17 protein-coding genes and 1 pseudogene are annotated in these 16,483 nt (G+C 65.2%); 6 read left to right on the forward strand and 12 right to left on the reverse strand.

Annotated elements, in window-relative coordinates:
- Both AB0L58_RS25325 and AB0L58_RS25330 read left to right on the forward strand, forming a co-directional pair.
- Nucleotides 1-1,230: an acyl-CoA dehydrogenase family protein gene (locus AB0L58_RS25325; protein WP_364390133.1), complete on the forward strand. Its 1,230-nt coding sequence runs from the start codon at nucleotides 1-3 to the stop codon at nucleotides 1,228-1,230.
- A 15-nt stretch (nucleotides 1,231-1,245) separates the two neighbouring features.
- Complete coding sequence (locus AB0L58_RS25330; RefSeq protein WP_364390135.1) at nucleotides 1,246-2,301, forward strand: phosphotransferase family protein; 1,056 nt, start codon at nucleotides 1,246-1,248, stop codon at nucleotides 2,299-2,301.
- Between the two features lie 100 nt (nucleotides 2,302-2,401).
- On the opposite strand, the gene AB0L58_RS25335 is transcribed toward AB0L58_RS25330, so the two are convergent.
- The 5 genes from AB0L58_RS25335 to AB0L58_RS25355 form a co-directional block, all read right to left on the reverse strand.
- Nucleotides 2,402-2,854 carry a MaoC family dehydratase gene (locus tag AB0L58_RS25335; RefSeq protein ID WP_364390136.1) on the reverse strand — a complete coding sequence of 151 codons (453 nt, stop codon included), beginning with the start codon at nucleotides 2,852-2,854 and terminating at the stop codon, nucleotides 2,402-2,404.
- Between the two features lie 9 nt (nucleotides 2,855-2,863).
- Nucleotides 2,864-3,625, reverse strand: coding sequence for a 3-oxoacyl-ACP reductase FabG (fabG, locus tag AB0L58_RS25340; RefSeq protein ID WP_364390137.1), 762 nt, complete (start codon nucleotides 3,623-3,625; stop codon nucleotides 2,864-2,866).
- A gap of 35 nt (nucleotides 3,626-3,660) precedes the next feature.
- Nucleotides 3,661-4,644: an NADPH:quinone oxidoreductase family protein gene (locus tag AB0L58_RS25345; RefSeq protein WP_364390139.1), complete on the reverse strand. Its 984-nt coding sequence runs from the start codon at nucleotides 4,642-4,644 to the stop codon at nucleotides 3,661-3,663.
- A complete protein-coding gene (locus AB0L58_RS25350; protein WP_364390141.1) occupies nucleotides 4,641-5,396 on the reverse strand; it encodes an SDR family oxidoreductase in 756 nt (251 codons plus the stop codon). The genes AB0L58_RS25345 and AB0L58_RS25350 overlap by 4 nt, the downstream gene beginning before the upstream one ends.
- A 147-nt stretch (nucleotides 5,397-5,543) precedes the next feature.
- Nucleotides 5,544-6,185: a TetR/AcrR family transcriptional regulator gene (locus AB0L58_RS25355; protein WP_364390142.1), complete on the reverse strand. Its 642-nt coding sequence runs from the start codon at nucleotides 6,183-6,185 to the stop codon at nucleotides 5,544-5,546.
- A gap of 199 nt (nucleotides 6,186-6,384) precedes the next feature.
- Between AB0L58_RS25355 and AB0L58_RS25360 the strand changes: the two genes are divergently transcribed.
- From AB0L58_RS25360 to AB0L58_RS25370, 3 genes are read left to right on the forward strand one after another with little or no spacing between them, the layout of a single operon-like run.
- The gene (locus tag AB0L58_RS25360; protein WP_364390144.1) at nucleotides 6,385-7,926 is read left to right on the forward strand and encodes a long-chain fatty acid--CoA ligase; all 1,542 of its coding nucleotides are present in this window, start codon (nucleotides 6,385-6,387) and stop codon (nucleotides 7,924-7,926) included.
- A complete protein-coding gene (locus tag AB0L58_RS25365) occupies nucleotides 7,923-8,882 on the forward strand; it encodes a phosphotriesterase-related protein (RefSeq protein ID WP_364390145.1) in 960 nt (319 codons plus the stop codon). Before AB0L58_RS25360 ends, AB0L58_RS25365 begins: the two co-directional genes overlap by 4 nt.
- Before the next feature lie 28 nt (nucleotides 8,883-8,910).
- Entirely contained in the window at nucleotides 8,911-9,810 is a 900-nt protein-coding gene (locus AB0L58_RS25370; RefSeq protein ID WP_364390146.1) for a hypothetical protein, read from the forward strand.
- Between the two features lie 5 nt (nucleotides 9,811-9,815).
- On the opposite strand, the gene AB0L58_RS25375 is transcribed toward AB0L58_RS25370, so the two are convergent.
- The 5 genes and pseudogenes from AB0L58_RS25375 to AB0L58_RS25395 form a co-directional block, all read right to left on the reverse strand.
- Entirely contained in the window at nucleotides 9,816-10,712 is an 897-nt protein-coding gene (locus AB0L58_RS25375) for an alpha/beta hydrolase (RefSeq protein ID WP_364390163.1), read from the reverse strand.
- Between the two features lie 122 nt (nucleotides 10,713-10,834).
- Complete coding sequence (locus AB0L58_RS25380) at nucleotides 10,835-11,326, reverse strand: MarR family transcriptional regulator (protein ID WP_364390147.1); 492 nt, start codon at nucleotides 11,324-11,326, stop codon at nucleotides 10,835-10,837.
- 89 nt (nucleotides 11,327-11,415) lie between these two features.
- Entirely contained in the window at nucleotides 11,416-11,859 is a 444-nt protein-coding gene (locus AB0L58_RS25385; RefSeq protein WP_364390149.1) for a nitroreductase/quinone reductase family protein, read from the reverse strand.
- Between the two features lie 497 nt (nucleotides 11,860-12,356).
- Nucleotides 12,357-12,927, reverse strand: a pseudogene (locus AB0L58_RS25390) (LLM class flavin-dependent oxidoreductase); the annotation flags it as partial.
- Nucleotides 12,928-12,964: 37 nt separating this feature from the next.
- On the reverse strand, nucleotides 12,965-13,597 hold the full coding sequence (locus AB0L58_RS25395; protein WP_364390150.1) for a helix-turn-helix domain-containing protein: 633 nt from the start codon (nucleotides 13,595-13,597) through the stop codon (nucleotides 12,965-12,967).
- 144 nt (nucleotides 13,598-13,741) lie between these two features.
- On the opposite strand from AB0L58_RS25395, the gene AB0L58_RS25400 reads away from it, so the two are divergent.
- Nucleotides 13,742-15,457: an FAD-dependent monooxygenase gene (locus AB0L58_RS25400; RefSeq protein WP_364390151.1), complete on the forward strand. Its 1,716-nt coding sequence runs from the start codon at nucleotides 13,742-13,744 to the stop codon at nucleotides 15,455-15,457.
- Nucleotides 15,458-15,508: 51 nt separating this feature from the next.
- Here AB0L58_RS25400 and AB0L58_RS25405 read toward each other — a convergent pair whose 3' ends face one another.
- On the reverse strand, nucleotides 15,509-16,345 hold the full coding sequence (locus AB0L58_RS25405; protein WP_364390152.1) for a helix-turn-helix transcriptional regulator: 837 nt from the start codon (nucleotides 16,343-16,345) through the stop codon (nucleotides 15,509-15,511).
- A partial coding sequence (locus AB0L58_RS25410) for a DUF6879 family protein (RefSeq protein ID WP_364390165.1) occupies nucleotides 16,326-16,483 on the reverse strand: 158 nt, incomplete at its 5' end. The genes AB0L58_RS25410 and AB0L58_RS25405, both read right to left, overlap by 20 nt.

The raw sequence follows: 16,483 nt of genomic DNA on the forward strand, positions 1-16,483 counted from the left end.
ATGGACCTGTTCACCACGTCCGAGCGCACCCAGCAGTATCAACGCGATCTGCGCGCCTTCATGGACGAATGCGTATACCCGGCCGAGTCGGAGTACGAGAAGCAGATGGCGGCCTCCGGCGATCCGCACCACCATCCGCAGATCGTCGAGGACCTCAAGACCGAGGCCCGCGCGCGCGGCCTGTGGAACCTCTTCCATCCGCATCCCGAATGGGGTCCGGGCCTGACCAATCTGGAATACGCCCCGCTGGCCGAGATCATGGGCCGCAGTGCGCATCTGGCACCGGAGGCGTGCAACTGTTCGGCACCCGACACCGGCAATATGGAGGTGTTCACCCTCTTCGGCACCCAGGAGCACAAGGAGCGTTGGCTGGAACCGCTGCTGAACGGCACCATCCGCTCCGCGTTCGCCATGACCGAGCCCGCCGTCGCCAGCTCCGACGCCACCAATATTCAGCTGCGCATGACACGCGACGGCGACCACTATGTGCTCAACGGCCGCAAGTGGTTCGCCTCCAACGCATTACACAAGAACTGCAAGGTGCTCATCGTCATGGGCAAGACCGATCCGGACGCACCCAAGCACCGGCAGCAGTCGATGATGGTCGTGCCCATCGACGCACCCGGTGTCACCGTCATGCGCAATCTGCCGGTCTTCGGCTACGCCGACCGCGAGGGCCACGCCGAGATCGATTTCACCGATGTGCGAGTCCCCGTCACCGACGTATTGAAGGGCGAGGGTGAGGGTTTCGCCATCAGCCAGGCCCGGCTCGGTCCGGGCCGCATCCACCACTGCATGCGCGCCATCGGTATGGCCGAACGCGCGCTGGAGCTGATGTGCGCCCGCGCCGAATCGCGAATCACCTTCGGGCAGAAGCTGAGCGAGCGCGCCAATATCCAGGATTGGATCGCCGAGGCCCGCATCGATATCGAGCAGGCGCGGCTGCTGACGCTCAAGGCCGCCTGGATGATGGATACCGTCGGCAATAAGGCGGCACAGATCGAGATCGCCGCGATCAAGATCGCCGCACCGGAGATGGCGCTGCGGATCGTGGACCGGGCGATCCAGGTACACGGCGGTGCCGGTGTCACCGACGACTTCCCACTCGCCAGCATGTACGCGCACCTGCGCACACTGCGGCTGGCCGACGGACCGGACGAAGTACACAAACGCGCCATCGCGCGCGCCGAACTCGGTAGGTTCAGGGCCACCGCAGGCGGCGGGGCGTAGGACGGATAGCGACGAATGCAGACAAGTAACGGGCTCATTCAGCCCACCGCGGACGCGACCGGCTTCGATATCGATGCGACCGCGTTCGCGGACTGGGTGTCCTCGCTCGGTTCGGCGTGTACCACGCCGGTGCGCGCCGTTCGGGTGGGGATCGGCCAGTCCAATCTGACGTTCCTGATCACCGATGCGGACGGGCGGCGTTGGGTACTGCGGCGTCCGCCGCTCGGCCACCTGCTGGCGTCCGCGCACGATGTCGCACGGGAGGCCCGCGTCATGTCGGCCCTGGCGCCTACCGATGTCCCGGTGCCGCGCGTGCACGATGTCCGACATGAGGGGGACATCGCGCTCGTGCTCATGGAATTCGTCGACGGATTGGTCATCGATGGCGTCGAGCCCGCCGAGGGACTCAGCACCGACCTGCGCCACAGCGCCGGACTGTCACTGGTGCGGACCCTGGCCCGCATCCACGCAGTCGATCTGGCAGCCACCGGTCTGACCGACCTCGCCAGTCACAAACCGTATGCGGAGCGACAGCTCAAACGGTGGTCGGCACAGTGGGAGAAGTCGAAAACACGGGACCTGCCGCTGGTGGACCGCCTCACCGAACGGCTCAGGGCCGCCATTCCCGAACAGCGCGAACTCGCGCTCGTGCATGGCGATTACAACCTCCGCAATGTGATCACCACACCGGAGACGGGTGCGATCGCCGCCGTACTCGACTGGGAACTGTGCACCCTCGGCGATCCGCTGGCCGATATCGGCAGCCTGCTGGCCTACTGGCCGATGCCCGGCGAAGCGGCCATTCCGGGCACGGAAATGTGCCAGCTCCCAGGTTTTCCGTCCCGCGCCGAACTGGTCGAGGAGTACCTCGCGATCACCGGACGAGATCGGCGGGCACTCGGCTTCTGGCATGCACTCGGCCTGTGGAAACTCGCGATCATTGCCGAGGGTGTGTTCCGCCGCACCCTCGACGATCCCCGCAACCGCGCGGCCGCGGGCATCCCGACTACCGATCTGGTCGACGGACTCATCCAGACCGCCGCTCGGATCGCCGCCGAAGCCGGTTTCTGAGACGAAGCGGCCTGTCTCCCGATATCACCAGGGAGACAGGCCGTTTCGTATATCCATGTCGGGAAGTTACCGCCGGGCACAGGGTGTCCGACGGTAACCATCAGGGCACGAGCACCGACAGCGCTTCGGCGATACAGGCTGGCTTGTCGCCGCCCTCGCGCTCGATGGTCACCAGAGCCGTCACCTGGACCCCCGCTTTGGTCGGCTCGAGCTTCACCAGTTCCACTCCCGCCCGCACGCGACTACCCGATGGCACCGGCGAGGGAAAGCGCACCTTGTTGCTGCCGTAGTTGATTCCCATCTTCACCCCGTCGACGCGATACACCTGCCAGACCAGCATCGGCACGAGCGACAGGGTCAGATAGCCGTGGGCGATGGTGGTGCCGAACGGTCCCTGCGCGGCCAGCTCCGGATCGACGTGAATCCACTGCCGGTCACCGGTCGCCTCCGCGAACAGATCGATCTGCTCCTGGGTCACGGTATGCCATTCGCTGTAGCCGAGATGGGTGCCGACGGCCTGCTCGAGTTCGCCTATTCCGTTGAATACCTTCATGTTCGCACCTCAGACCGTCGGCGCGCCGGCGACATAGAGCACCTGACCGGTGACATACGACGCGCCCTCGCTGACGAAGAACGACACCGTGTGCGCGATATCCTCGGGCTTGCCGACGCGTCCCACCGGAATCTGCGCGACCAGGGTCTTGCTGAAGTCCTCGAACGAAACACCCATGCGCTCAGCGGTTGCGACGGTCATCTCGGTTTCGATGAAGCCCGGCGCGATGGCGTTCACGGTCACGCCGAATTTGCCGAGTTCGATCGCGAGCGTCTTGGTGAATCCCTGCAAGCCGGCCTTGGCCGCGGAGTAGTTTGCCTGACCGCGATTGCCGAGCGCCGAAGTGCTGGAGAGGTTGATGATGCGGCCCCATTTCGCCTCGGTCATGTACTTCTGTGCCGCGCGGCTCATCAGGAAGGAGCCGCGCAGATGCACGCCCATGACCGCGTCCCAGTCGTCGACGGTCATCTTGTACAGCATGTTGTCGCGGATGATGCCCGCATTGTTCACCAGCACGGTCGGCGCGCCCAGTTCGGCGGCGACCCGCTCGACCGCCGCGGCGACGGCCTGCTCGTCGGCGACATTCGCGCCCACCGCGAGTGCGCGACCACCGGCCGATTCGATCTCGGCGACAACGGTTTTGCAGGCCGCCTCGTCGAGGTCGAGGACGGCGACCGCGAATCCGTCCGCCGCCAGCCGCTTGGCGGCGGCCGCACCGATGCCGCGGGCGGCACCGGTCACGATAGCGGTACGGGCTGTCTCACTGCTCATTACGGTTCTCCCTTGTCGAATTGGATTGGCACTGTTCACGGTTCGAAGACCACCCGGCCGACGGTCTTACCGTCGGCGAGGCGCTGCAGTCCGGCGGCCACGTCATCCAGTGGCAGCCGTTCGCCGATCAGCGGTTTCACCGCACCCCGCTCGGCCAGCCCGGTCAACTCCAGATGGCAGTCGCGTACCGCCCGCGGATCCCTGCCGCGGTACAGGCCCCAGTGCAGACCGAGGATCGAATAGTTCTTCACCAGAGCGTGATTCAATGCGGTGGACTGGATCTGCCCGCCCGCGAATCCGACGACCAGGATGCGGCCCTCGAAGGCGATGCATTTGGTGGACCGCTGATACACCTCACCGCCCACCGGGTCGTACACCACATCCGCACCTCGACCGCCGGTCGCATCCCGCACGACCGAGACGAAATCCTGCGCGCTGCGGTCCACCACGATATCGGCGCCGAGTGCCCGCGCCACCTCGGCCTTGGCCGCACTGCCGACCACCCCGATCACCGTGGCCCCGGCCGCCTTGCCCAATTGCACTGCCGCACTACCGACACCACCGGCCGCCGCGTGGACCAGCAGCGTCTCCCCCGCCCGCAAACCGGCGCGCCGATGCAGTCCGAACCAGCCCGTCTGGTAGCCGATGAAGAAGGCGGCTGCCTCGGCGTCGTCGAGCGCCGACGGGGCGGGAAAGACATCGGCGGCATCCATGACCGCCAGTTCCGCGAATCCACCCCACGGCAGCGCCGCACCACCGAGCACTCGGTCACCGATCGCGATGCCGTCGACGTCGGCACCGACCGCGACCACCACACCGCACAGTTCCACCCCGGGCGTGAACGGGAGTTCCGGCTTGATCTGGTACTCGCCCCGGCACATCAATACATCCGGGAAGTTCGCCGCCGCGGCGCGGGTCCGCACCACCACCTGGTTCGGACCGGGTTCGGGCTCGGCCAGTTCGACCAGCCGCAGCACCTGTGCCGGTTCGCCCAATTCCGTTACCCGCCAACCCTTCATGCCACGCCTCCGGTGAGGGTGACGCCCCCGTCGACGACGATCAGCTGGCCGGTCAGCCACGCCGCGTCATCGGAGAGCAGGAAGGCGGCGACGCTGCCGATATCCTCGGGTACGCCGAGCCGCTTGAGCGGATACGCCTGGGCGACCTGCTCCTCGCGACCGTCGTAGAGCGCGGTGGCGAACTGGGTCTTCACCACGGCGGGCGCGATCGCGTTCACCCGGATCGATGGGCCGAGTTCGACGGCCAGTTCCTGAGTGATATGCACCAGCATCGCCTTGGTCGCGCCGTAGAACCCGATGCCGGGTGCGGGCTTGATTCCGGCCACCGACGCGAGGTTGACCACCGAGCCACCGTGCTCGCCCAGCCACGCCTTGTGCGCCTGCTGTACCCAGGAGATCGCCGCCAGGCAGTTCACCTCGAAGACTTTACGGGCCGCCGCCAGATCGAGCTCGACCATCGGCCCGAACACCGGGTTGATCCCGGCATTGTTGACCAGGAAGTCGACCGAACCGAAGGTCTGCAGCGTGCGCTCGATCGCCTCGGTCTGATGTTCGACGTCATCGGCTCGTCCCGCGACGGCGATGGCGCGCTCGGGTCCGCCGAGTTCGGCGACCACCGCGTCCAGCGCGTCCTTCTTGCGGGCGGTCACACAGACCCGCGCACCGTCGGCCACCAGCCGCTGCGCGATGGCCAGCCCGATACCGCGGCTGGCTCCGGTGACAATCGCCGTCTTTCCGTCGAAACGACCCATTACGTAAGCCTCTCCTGATGCCTGACCTGCGTGACCCAGACTCACCGAACTTGATTCCGACGTCAAGTTCAGATGTTGCCGTGCCTCACGTGAGACGGGTCACACATACGATCGCGATGCGGCGCCGGCCACCCGGCCGGCGCCGGCTCAGTCGGCTTGCTTCAGCTGAAGGGCGTTGAACCACAACTGATTCAGTGTCTTCACCAGCTTTTCGAAGGAGACCTTGCGCCCCTCGACGAAGACGAAGTACGCCATGCGGCTCACCATGCTCGACAAGGCCAGCGAGGTGACGTCGGGATCCAACTCGGCGTCCACCAGACCCTGATCCTGCAGATTCCGGATCATCTCGGCATTGCGCTCGACGAATGCCACGGCGCGTTCGAAGCGCAGCACCCGGAACTTCTCGTCGATCTTCGACACCTGCTCGAGCACGGCCATCAGCCGCGCATTGCGCCGATACGAGAGCAGATACTCGCGATTGGCGGCGGCGATCAGCTCGCGCGGATCGTCGATGCCGACCCGCTCCCGAATGTGCGGGTGCAGCATTTCCTCGCGCACCTGCTCGACGACCGCGGCGAAGATCTCTTCCTTGCTGTCGAAGTAGGTGTAGAACGATCCGGAGGCGACCCCGGCAGCCTTGGAGATATCGCTGATCCTGGCATCGAGGAAGCCGTCGCGTTCGAACACCTCGCGCGCCGCCGTCACCAGTGCGGACCTGGTGCGTATGCCGCGCTTACTCCGCGGGGGCGTCCGACCTGGCTGGTCCTCGGTGGCTTCCTGGGCGTTCACTGCCTCACTCGCTGTCGTCCGGCTCGCTGACGTGGTGGATCGTAACAGCGCATACCGCTTCCGCCAGCGTACGACGCCGGAGTCAACCGGGATCGGCACAACATCTATTGAACATGACGCCAAATTCAAGTAGCGTTCCGATCCACTGACGTGGCCTGGGTCACATCAGTTCTCGTCCCTCATGAATCTGGAGCATGCCATGCCTGCGAATCCGGCTTCCCCTACCGCATCGGACCAGCCGACCAATGTCGCCGACCGCTGCTGGCGGCACGCCACCGAACGCCCCGAGGCCATCGCGCTGCTCACCGCGGACGCGCAGCTCTCCTACGGCGAATTGGCCCGGCGCAGCGCGGCTTACGGCGGCATGCTGCGCGAATCCGGTATCGCCACCGGCGACCGCGTGCTGCTGGTCGCGCCCACCGTCGCGGAATTCGTCGTCGCATATCTGGGCGCGCAGCTGCTCGGCGCCGTCGCCATCACCGTGAACACCATGGCCACCGCGCCGGAAATCGGCTATCTACTGGATGATTCCGGCGCACGGATCGTCATCGCATGGCACGGCGCGCAGGAGGCCGCCCAGGCGGCGGCCGCCGAGCGGGATCTGCCCTTCCTCGTACTCGCGCCGGGCGCGCATGCCGACCCGACCCAGCCGGTGGCCGAACCCGTGCGTCGCCGCGCGGACGACACCGCGGTACTGCTCTACACCTCCGGAACCACCGGCAAACCGAAGGGCGTCGAACTCACCGTCGCCAATCTGACCGAGACCGCCCGGATCTTCACCGATCAGCTGCGACTCGGCCCGGACGATCGCTTCGGCACCGGACTGCCGCTGTTCCATGTCTACGGGCAGGCCGTGTGCCTGCTCACCGCACTACACGCGGGCGCATCCTTCGCCATGGTGACCCCTTTCGACCCGAAGGCCATGATCGCGATGATCCGCGATCGGCGGCTCACCCACGTCGCCGGGGTGCCGACCATGTGGAATGCCATGCTGCACGCCGCCGGCGACTACGGTGCGGCGGACTTCGCGAGCCTCCGGCTGGCCGCATCCGGCGGGGCGTCACTGCCCGGTGAGGTGATCCGCGCATTCTCGAACCGCTTCGGCTGCACCATTCTCGAGGGCTACGGACTCACCGAATCCACCGGTGCGGCGACCTACAACCCGCTCGATCGCGACCAGCGGGTCGGATCGGTCGGCGCGGCCCTGCCGGGGACGTCGATCGAGGTTCGCGATCCCGACGGCAACGTGCTGCCCGCCGATACCGTCGGCGAGATCTTCCTGCGCGGACCGAGCATCATGAAGGGGTACTGGAACCTGCCCGATGCCACTGCCGCCGATCTGTCGGACGGCTGGTTGAAGAGCGGCGATCTGGGCCGTGTCGACGCCGACGGCTATGTCTACATCGTCGACCGCGCAAAGGATCTCATCATCCGGGGCGGCTACAACGTCTATCCGCGCGAGGTCGAGGAAGTGCTGTACCAGCATCCCGACATCGTCGAGGTCGCGGTGGTCGGTATTCCGGACGACCACTACGGCGAGGAGGTCGGCGCGGTCGTCGCCGCTGCCCCCGGGGTCGAACTCGATCCGGCGGATCTGCGGTCCTGGGCCAAGGAGCGGCTGTCCGCGTACAAGGTGCCGCATCGCTTCGCCTTCACCGACCAGCTACCCAAGGGCGCCACCGGCAAGATCCTCAAGCGCGCTCTCGATCCGAACCTCTTCACAGACAAGGCATCCCGTTGACCGCAATCCCCACCGCGACCGGAACCGTCGACTCCGCCGAACTCGGCCGCGTCCTGGTACACGAGCACGTCTTCGTACTCGGCGAGGAATTCCGGCAGAACTACGCCGACTGGGACGAGGACGCCAAGGTCGACGACGCCGTCGAACAGCTCGACGAATTGAAATCCCTCGGCATCGACACCATCCTCGACCCGACCGTGCTCGGGCTGGGCCGCTATCTGCCGCGCATCGAGAAGATCGCGGCCAGAACGGATTTGCGGATCATCGTCGCCACCGGCATCTACACCTACAACGACGTGCCCTTCCAATTCCACTACACCGGGCCGGGTTTGCTGTTCGATCGGCCGGAGCCCATGGTGGAAATGTTCGTCAAGGACCTCACCGAGGGCATTGCGGATACCGGCGTGCGCGCGGGATTCCTCAAATGCGCCATCGAGGAACAGGGACTGACACCCGGCGTCGAGCGGGTCATGCGCGCGGTCGGGCAGGCATCGGCGCAAACGGGTGCGCCCATCACCGTGCACACCAACCCGCACACCCGATCCGGGCTGGTGGCGCAGCGGGTGCTGGCCGAGGAGGGCGCGGATCTGAGCCGGGTGGTGATCGGCCACTCCGGCGACACCACCGATGTCGACTACCTCACCGAGCTCGCCGACGCGGGATCGCTGCTCGGCATGGATCGATTCGGGCTCGACGTCCTGCTGCCGTTCGAGGATCGGATCAACACCATTGTCGAACTGGTGCGGCGCGGCTACCTGGACAAGATCGTCATCGCGCACGATGCCGCCTGCCACATCGACTGGTTCGACCCCGTCGCCAAGGCTCAGGTGGCGCCGCGGTGGAACTACCGCCACATCAGCGAGGACGTGATCCCGGCGCTGATCGCGGGTGGGCTCACCGACGACGATATCGACGCGATCCTGGTGCGCAATCCGCGCCGGTACTTCGAGATTTGATCCACGACCACAAGCAGATACCGGAGCAATGCCGTTGACTGCCGTCACCCCGCACAGTGCCCACCTCGCGTTCCGCGCGCTGGAGCCGATTCACGGAATGATCTACTTCACCCCGCACGGCCCGGATGTCTACCGCGAGTTGGGCATTACGGATCCGCGCATGATGTATTTCGCGTCCCGGTCCGCGGCATTCGGGCCGGTGCCCGCCGAGGTCACCATCGCCACCTTCTTCAATTTCAATCCGGACCCGGTGCGGGCCGTCATCCCGGCCGCATGGGAAATCGCCACTCCCGCAGATATTTTCCATGCTCGGCTGGCCGCCGTCGATCGGTCGCTTCGGCAGGCGTGGGGCGATGACATCGGTGGCCCCGAGGTTCGTGCAGCCGCCGAACTCGCCCGCCGCGCCGCCGAACGTGCGTGCGAGCGCCCGCAGGGGCGTCCACTGTTCGCAGCGCATGCGGCGCTGGCGTGGCCCGACGAACCACACCTGGTGCTGTGGCACGCGCAGACCCTGCTGCGGGAGTATCGCGGCGACGGGCACGTCGCGCTATTGCTTACCGAGGGGCTGGACGGTATCGAGGCATTGATCACGCACAGTGCGACCGGCGAGGTACCACCGGAAGTATTGCGCGCCAGCCGATCCTGGAGCGAAGCCGACTGGACCGCCGGTGTGCGGCGGCTTCGCGAGCGGGGTTGGCTGGCCGACGATGCTGTCGCGCTGAGCGAGCACGGATCGGCGCGACGTGCCGCGATCGAGCGCCGGACCGATGAACTCTCGGTCTATCCGTACGAAGCGATCGGCGAAGCCGGGTGCGCGCGCCTGCGTGCGCTCGCCGCACCCTTGGCGATCCGGGTAATCGAAGGTGACCTCGGATTCCCGCACACGCTGTCGGCTCGCTATCGGCAGGCGATCGAAGCCGCGATGTAGGCCCTTCAGCCGATGCCGCGGGCGAAGTCGATCAGCGCGGCGCTGACTTCGGCGGCGCGCTCCTGTTGAATCCAGTGTCCCGCCCCGTCCAGGACAATGGACGCCCGCAGGTCCGACAGTACGGCCGCCATCTTGGCGGTCGGGGTGAACCGGATGACGGCATCCTCCGATCCGGCGATGAACAGCGCCGGCTGGTGGATCTTCGCCTCGGCCAGGTGTGCGCTCATTTCCCAGTTGCGGTCGAGGTTGCGGTAGTAATTGAGTCCGCCGGTGAAGCCGGTGGTCGTGAAAACTTCTATGTAGTAGCCGAGTTCGTCCTCGCTCAGCCAGGCCGGAGCGGCCATCTCGGAACCGTTGCCGTTCAACAGATCCCGAGCACTGACCACATCGTCGCGCAGCAGCGTGCGGCGCACATCCGAGGCGAGCTCCGCATCCGCGCGGCCTGGTTCCTGGAACCAGCACATATAGAAGTCGTCGCCGAGCCGGGACCGCAGTATCGGCAACGGCGGCGCTGCCGACCGCGGTGTGGCCGGAACACTCAGCCCCGCAACGGCCCGCACCCGATCCGGATGCCGAAGAGCGAACTGCCACACCACCGATGCGCCCCAGTCATGGCCGACGAAGATCGCGTCCTCGACACCGGCCGCATCGAGCAGACCGACCAGATCACCGCACAGCGTGGCCATGTCGTAGTCCTCGATCCGGCTCGGCCGAGAACTGCCACCGTAGCCGCGCATATCCGGCGTCAGCGTCCGAAAGCCGGCCTCGGCGAGCGCGAAAACCTGATGCCGCCAGGAGAACCCCAGTTCGGGAAAGCCATGACAGAACACCACGATGGGACCATCGCCGTGTTCGACGACCCGCAACTCGATCCCATTCGTCGCGACCTGGCGGCTCCCCAGTCCCCGCCACTCGTCCAGCAGATTGCGTGTGTCCATGGTCACCTCGTCTACCGTGGCAATATAGCTCGACACCGTATTCGATTCTGACGTCAAGTTCAACTTTCCCGGCGCGACGGCGATGGTCAGCCTTGCGCCAGTTCCTGGGCGGATTCTTGGCCCGCCACGCCGGTGCGCCGGAGGAAATCGGCGATCACCTCGAGTTCGGCTTCGGAGTAGCGGGAGCAGAGCTCATCCATGCGATTGTTCATGCCGGAGAACAGTTCGAACAGTTCGGCATTGCGTTCGCGCACCGCGTGCAGGGTAACCGCGCGACGATCCGCGGAATCCGGGTCGCGTTCGCGGACGATCCAGCCGCCCTTCTGCAGACGATCCAGGATTCCCGTCATGGTCGCGGGGTGCAATCCGGCGCGGCGCGCCAGTGCCGTCGGGGTCATGGGACCGTGTCGGTTGATCAGATCCAGGCACGTCCAGTCGACGTCCTTGAGTTCGACCCGGCCACCGAACCGGCGATTGAGCAGCGACAGCTGAATATTCAACTCACGCAGCGCTTCCCGCACGTCAGCGGTCAATCGCCGACGGCCGCGCGTCGAAGTACGACCTGCTACCGAACTCATCGCCCGCCACCTCGCCTACGTTTATACGACTTTCGTATCATACGTAGACGAGGGGCGGACACGGTCGCCGAGGTGGGCGGTTCGCGCTGTCAGACCGGAACGACGCGGAAGACCGCGATTCGATGTGCCGATGCGGCCACCCCATCCGGGGTGGCCGCATCGGCGAGTCCGGTGGTGACGAAACGCTTGCCGACGCTCTTCGGGCTCGTCGCCACCAATTCGTGCAGCAGTGGCGAGCGCTCAGCTACCGGAACCTCGACCAGGCGCGCTGTCGACGACTTTCGGCCGCGCGTCAACGTGACGATATCCGCCGCCCGCGCGTTCGCGACCCACGCCGCCCTGGGGAAGGCCTGGAAGATGAAGCGACCGCTGTCGAGCTTGTTCACCGCGATCGGAAAGGTGCGCAACTGTCCGCTGCGCCGTCCCGCGACCGTCAGCAACTGCATAGGACCGAACGCGATGCCTATCCGCTGCAGGCCGACGATGACCTTGTTGATGGTGTTGGTTGTCCGACGGTAACTATCTGCACTCATGGTTACTATCCTATATCAAGATAGTATGTGTTTCATATCTTATGGGGATCGCCATCTCCGAAGCCGTTGCGGCGATACCGATCTCGGTGATTCGTCGGCAGGCGCAAGTCGACAGACCGCCATTCCCCGGTAGACCATCGGCCGGTTGAGATCAGCTCGATCGCTGGGAAATACCCTGCGAGCGAAGGCAATCGGCGAAACCCGGATAGAAATTCCGCCGAGCAGAACCGGTGTCGATATTCGTGCGCCTCGCTAACGTTCCCCGGTCGGACCTGTTGCGGAGGAGTGCGCGATGACCACCGAGTCGACCATCGACATCAATACCCGACTGCACCCGCTCGACGATCCGGTGCGGGCATAATTCGACGGCGATCAGCCTGTACGAGACGCTGGGGTTCACCCTGCGCAAACGTTCGCTGCTGACGATCGTGCAGGCGCCATCGGCCAACGGTTCCGCCTCGACGCCGACCTGACTCCGTGCCGGACCCGCGGCGCACTCAGCGCGCGGGTAGTGGTGGCAGTTCCAGATTTTCGCGGAAAGTGGCACCGGCATAGTCATTTCCGACGATGCCCCGGCGGCGCAATTCGGGCAGAAGTCCATTGGTCACGAAGTCCCGAGTTCACGAATCGGCCAGCCCGCCCAAGGAGATGACATCGAGAACGCCTGCGCGGTAACGCTCTTCGATGGCATCGGCCAGTTGTTCCGGTGTTCCGGCGGCCGCCCAGTGTCCGGTGTCCTTCGCCGCGACGATCAGCTCGCGCAGCGTGCGCCCCGATGCGGCCAGCTTGGTGAAAATCTCCACTCGGCCGCGACGGCGATGCACCGAGTCGATGTCCGGCAGTAGTGTTTCCGGGATCGGCCGATCCAGCGGCAGCTCCGAAAGATCGATTCCGCCGCCGAACATATCCGCCAATTGGATTCGGCCCGCGTCGAAGTCGGTCGCTTCGGCCGGCCTCGCGGACCAACCGACGCGCCTCGTCCTCTGTTGCTCCGTACGTCGCATGGAATGAACTCATGATCAGCGGTAAGCCGGGTGCGCGACCGAGTTCGGTCGCGCGGGCGCGAATGACAACCGTATTCCACTCCCGCGGAACAGGTTTGCGATCAGTTCGAATGCAAATCCCCCGGTCGGAGCCCGGGAAGATCCGGCAGCGGCACGCCGACCATCTCGCGGGCCTCTTCGCGCGGCACCCCCAACGCGCACAGCACCAGTTCGGCGGCACCGGCTCCGGCATCGCGCCAGGCCTGATGGCCTTCGAGCACCATCCACATCGCGCTGACCACTGCGCCCGTGACCATGGCGGCGATGCTCAGGGCCATACCCGGCGAGACGGTGTAGCGGCCGCTCGCTATGCCCTGCTCGATATCGCGCATCGGCGGGCCGCCGAGCACTTCGCGCAGCGACTCGTCGGTCAGACCGAAACGGACCATGAATCGCCCCATAGCGGGGTTCTCATGGGCGCGGCGCACCAGCAAGCGGATCCCGATCGCCAATCGCAGCGGCGGATCGATATCGCCGTGGGCGTCCATAACCCGGACGTTCGCGTCGTGGATATCGAAGGCGAGTTGCTCGCGCACCCGGTCGAAAAGCCGCTCGATCGATTCGACATTGCGATACAGCGTGCCCCGAGCGACGCCCGCCTCGGTGGCCAGCTCGCTGATCGTCAGATCCGTGCTGCCCCGCTCGGCGAAAAGCCGCATCGCAGCCGCATTGATCCGCTTCTCGGTGGCATTCACCGGCAGCCCCTTCCTGGCGTTCGACACCACGCTACGACCCCGTGTCGGATGAGTCAACAGCGATCCAAACAGATCATTGTTGACATGAATTGAACAGCAGTGTTCAAGGTGGTGCGTGGCACATCGGAGTGAAAGGACGGCGCGATGACCCCTGCCGAAACAACCGCAGTACTGGTGGTCGGGGCCGGGCCGGTAGGTCTCACGCTCGCGCTCGAACTCGACCGCCACGGCGTCGACACCGTCCTCGTGGAACGCAATGCCACGAGCACCCGGCATCCGAAAATGGACATCACCAATGGCCGCAGCATGGAGCTGTACCGACGGCTGGGCGTCGCCGACGAACTGCGCAAGGTCGCGATTCCGGACGGCACCCGGACCAGGGTCACCTGGGCTACCAATGCGGTCGGCTGGGAGCTGGCCCGCTTCGAATACCCCAGCGTCGCCGAACAATTCCGGCTCATCCGCGAACGCAATGACGGCACCCTCCCGCTGGAACCCGGCATGCGCGTATCCCAGGTGATACTCGAACCGGCCTTGCGGGAACAGCTCGAAACCCGAGCGAACGCCCACGTCCACTACGGCTGGGCACTGGACGATTTCACCGAGGACGCCGATGGTGTCACCGCTCATTTGATATCCGGGGAGGCCGGGCAATCGCATACCGTCCGCGCGCAGTACCTCGTGGGATGCGATGGCGCGGGCAGCCGCACCCGCCAGCAGCTCGGTATCGGACTCGACGAGATAGATCTCCGCGGCAGGCTCGTCAGAGAACTCGGCCTGGGAAGAATCGTCAAGAGCTCGATCCGCGCATACCGCGCCAACGGGCAACGCCCCATGGACGGGCGGTTCTACCTTGTGCACTTCACGACGACAGACACCGAGATCCGCACCCGCTTCGGCACCGTATGGCACCTCCAGTCCCCCGAGGGGTGGACCGTCATCTCGCAGAACGACCGCGACACCTTCACCATGCACGCGCCCTTGGGCATCGGCACCGACGCCGAGAAGATCGACCCGCGCGAGTTCGTCTTCGAACGACTCGGCCGACGCTTCGATATCGAGATCCTGGTCGCCAATGCCTGGACCCCGCGCCTGACCGTCGCCGACTCCTTCGGCCGCGGCCGTGTCTGGCTCGCGGGCGATGCCGTCCATCAGGTCACCCCCACCGGCGGCTACGGCATGAACACCGGCGTCGGTGATGCGGTCGGACTCGGCTGGGTCCTCGCCGCGCAGTTGCAGGGCTGGGGCGCACCGGGCCTGCTCACGGCCTACGCGCAGGAACGGCGCACCGTAGCGCTGCGCAACCGCACGGCGGCGGCGCGACACACCGCGGTCCGTGTCGCCATCATGACCAACGACTGGACCGCCATGCACAGCGAACGCTGGTTCGGCGAACACACCCGGCGCGAACTCGGCCGCGAGATCAGCGACCTGGGCAATCTGGAGAACGAAGCCCTCGGCATCGAACTCGACTACCGCTATGACGACTCCCCCATCGTCTGCCGAGATCCCGAGGGGCACGCTCCGCCGCAGCGGATGGACGACTATGTACCGAGCACCTGGCCCGGCGCCAGGCCGCCGAGCGTCTACCTCGGCGACGACCGCGCGATCTTCGACCTGTTCGGCCGCGGTTTCACCCTCCTGCGCTTCGCCGACCGCGACATCAGCGGACTCGTGGACGCCGCAGTTCGGCGCGGCGTTCCCCTCGACGTGGTCGATATCCGCGACGACCACGCCCATGCGCTCTACGAACGCGACCTCGTCCTGATCCGACCGGACCAACACGTCGCCTGGCGCGGCAACGCTGCCCCGACCGACCCACTCGCCATCGTCGACCACATCCGCGGCGCCCACACCTGATCGCTCGGAACCCGACTCATGGACACCGCGCTCTGGATACTCCAAGCCCTGCTATCCAGACCGTGTCTCCAGTGCGTTGCGGATTAGGCTCCGTGCAGCGTCGCCGGTCACGGATTGACCGGCCAACGCATCGAACGCTCGACCATATAGTGCAATCTCTCGCGGTTGAGTAATCGTCACCTCAGCCGAAATGTTCTCGACCATGACCCTCCGGTTGTCGAACATAATGAAGTTGGAGATCGGCACTCGGTAGACAGTTCCAGCAGAGACGATGCCGAACGTGACTCTAGGCATTCCGGCCACGGCTAATAGCCGGTCGAGTTGCCCGATCATGACATCATCGTTGCCGACCGTGGTGTAGAGAGCTTGTTCAGCTATCACGAAATGGAACCTATGATTGCGGCGATAGAGAATCTGCTGACGTTCGAGACGCTTGGATACCGCCTCATCCAAGTCGTCAGCGATCCGATAGAACCGGATGACGTTCTTGATGATTTCTTCCGCATAGTCAGCGGTTTGGAGTAGCCCAGGGATCAAGAATGGCTCATACCATCGCATGAATCCGGTTTCTGCCTCCATTTTGACCGAGGCTTGTTGTCGCCGTCTCACACCTGTTCCGAGTACACGTCGCCACTCGAGATATGCGGACTCGATATTCCGCACTGTAGCGATAAGATCCGGCACTTGGTTCTCAGAGCCAGTATGAGAACACCACACCCTAATATCTGCCTCGGTAGGTTTGGTCTTCCCGTACTCGATTTTAGAGACTTTGGTTTGATGCCATCCTGCACGGTTGGCAAGATCTGTACCGGTCATGCCCGACTCGAGGCGAAGCTCTCGAAGCCGAGCCCCGAGAGCTTCCTTAGCCTCATGAAGTGAACTGGTCACCGGTCGCGTAATCCTTCAGCGGGATAGCTTCAGCCCACACTCGCTCTTTCACCTCACGGGCGTATTCAACAATGCGCGGATCGGTAGTAACCGCCGCACCAGCCCAACGTCCCGAAGGCTCGAATACGGTAAAACCCA

This window comes from Nocardia sp. NPDC052112, from assembly GCF_040680135.1.
GTDB lineage: Bacteria > Actinomycetota > Actinomycetes > Mycobacteriales > Mycobacteriaceae > Nocardia.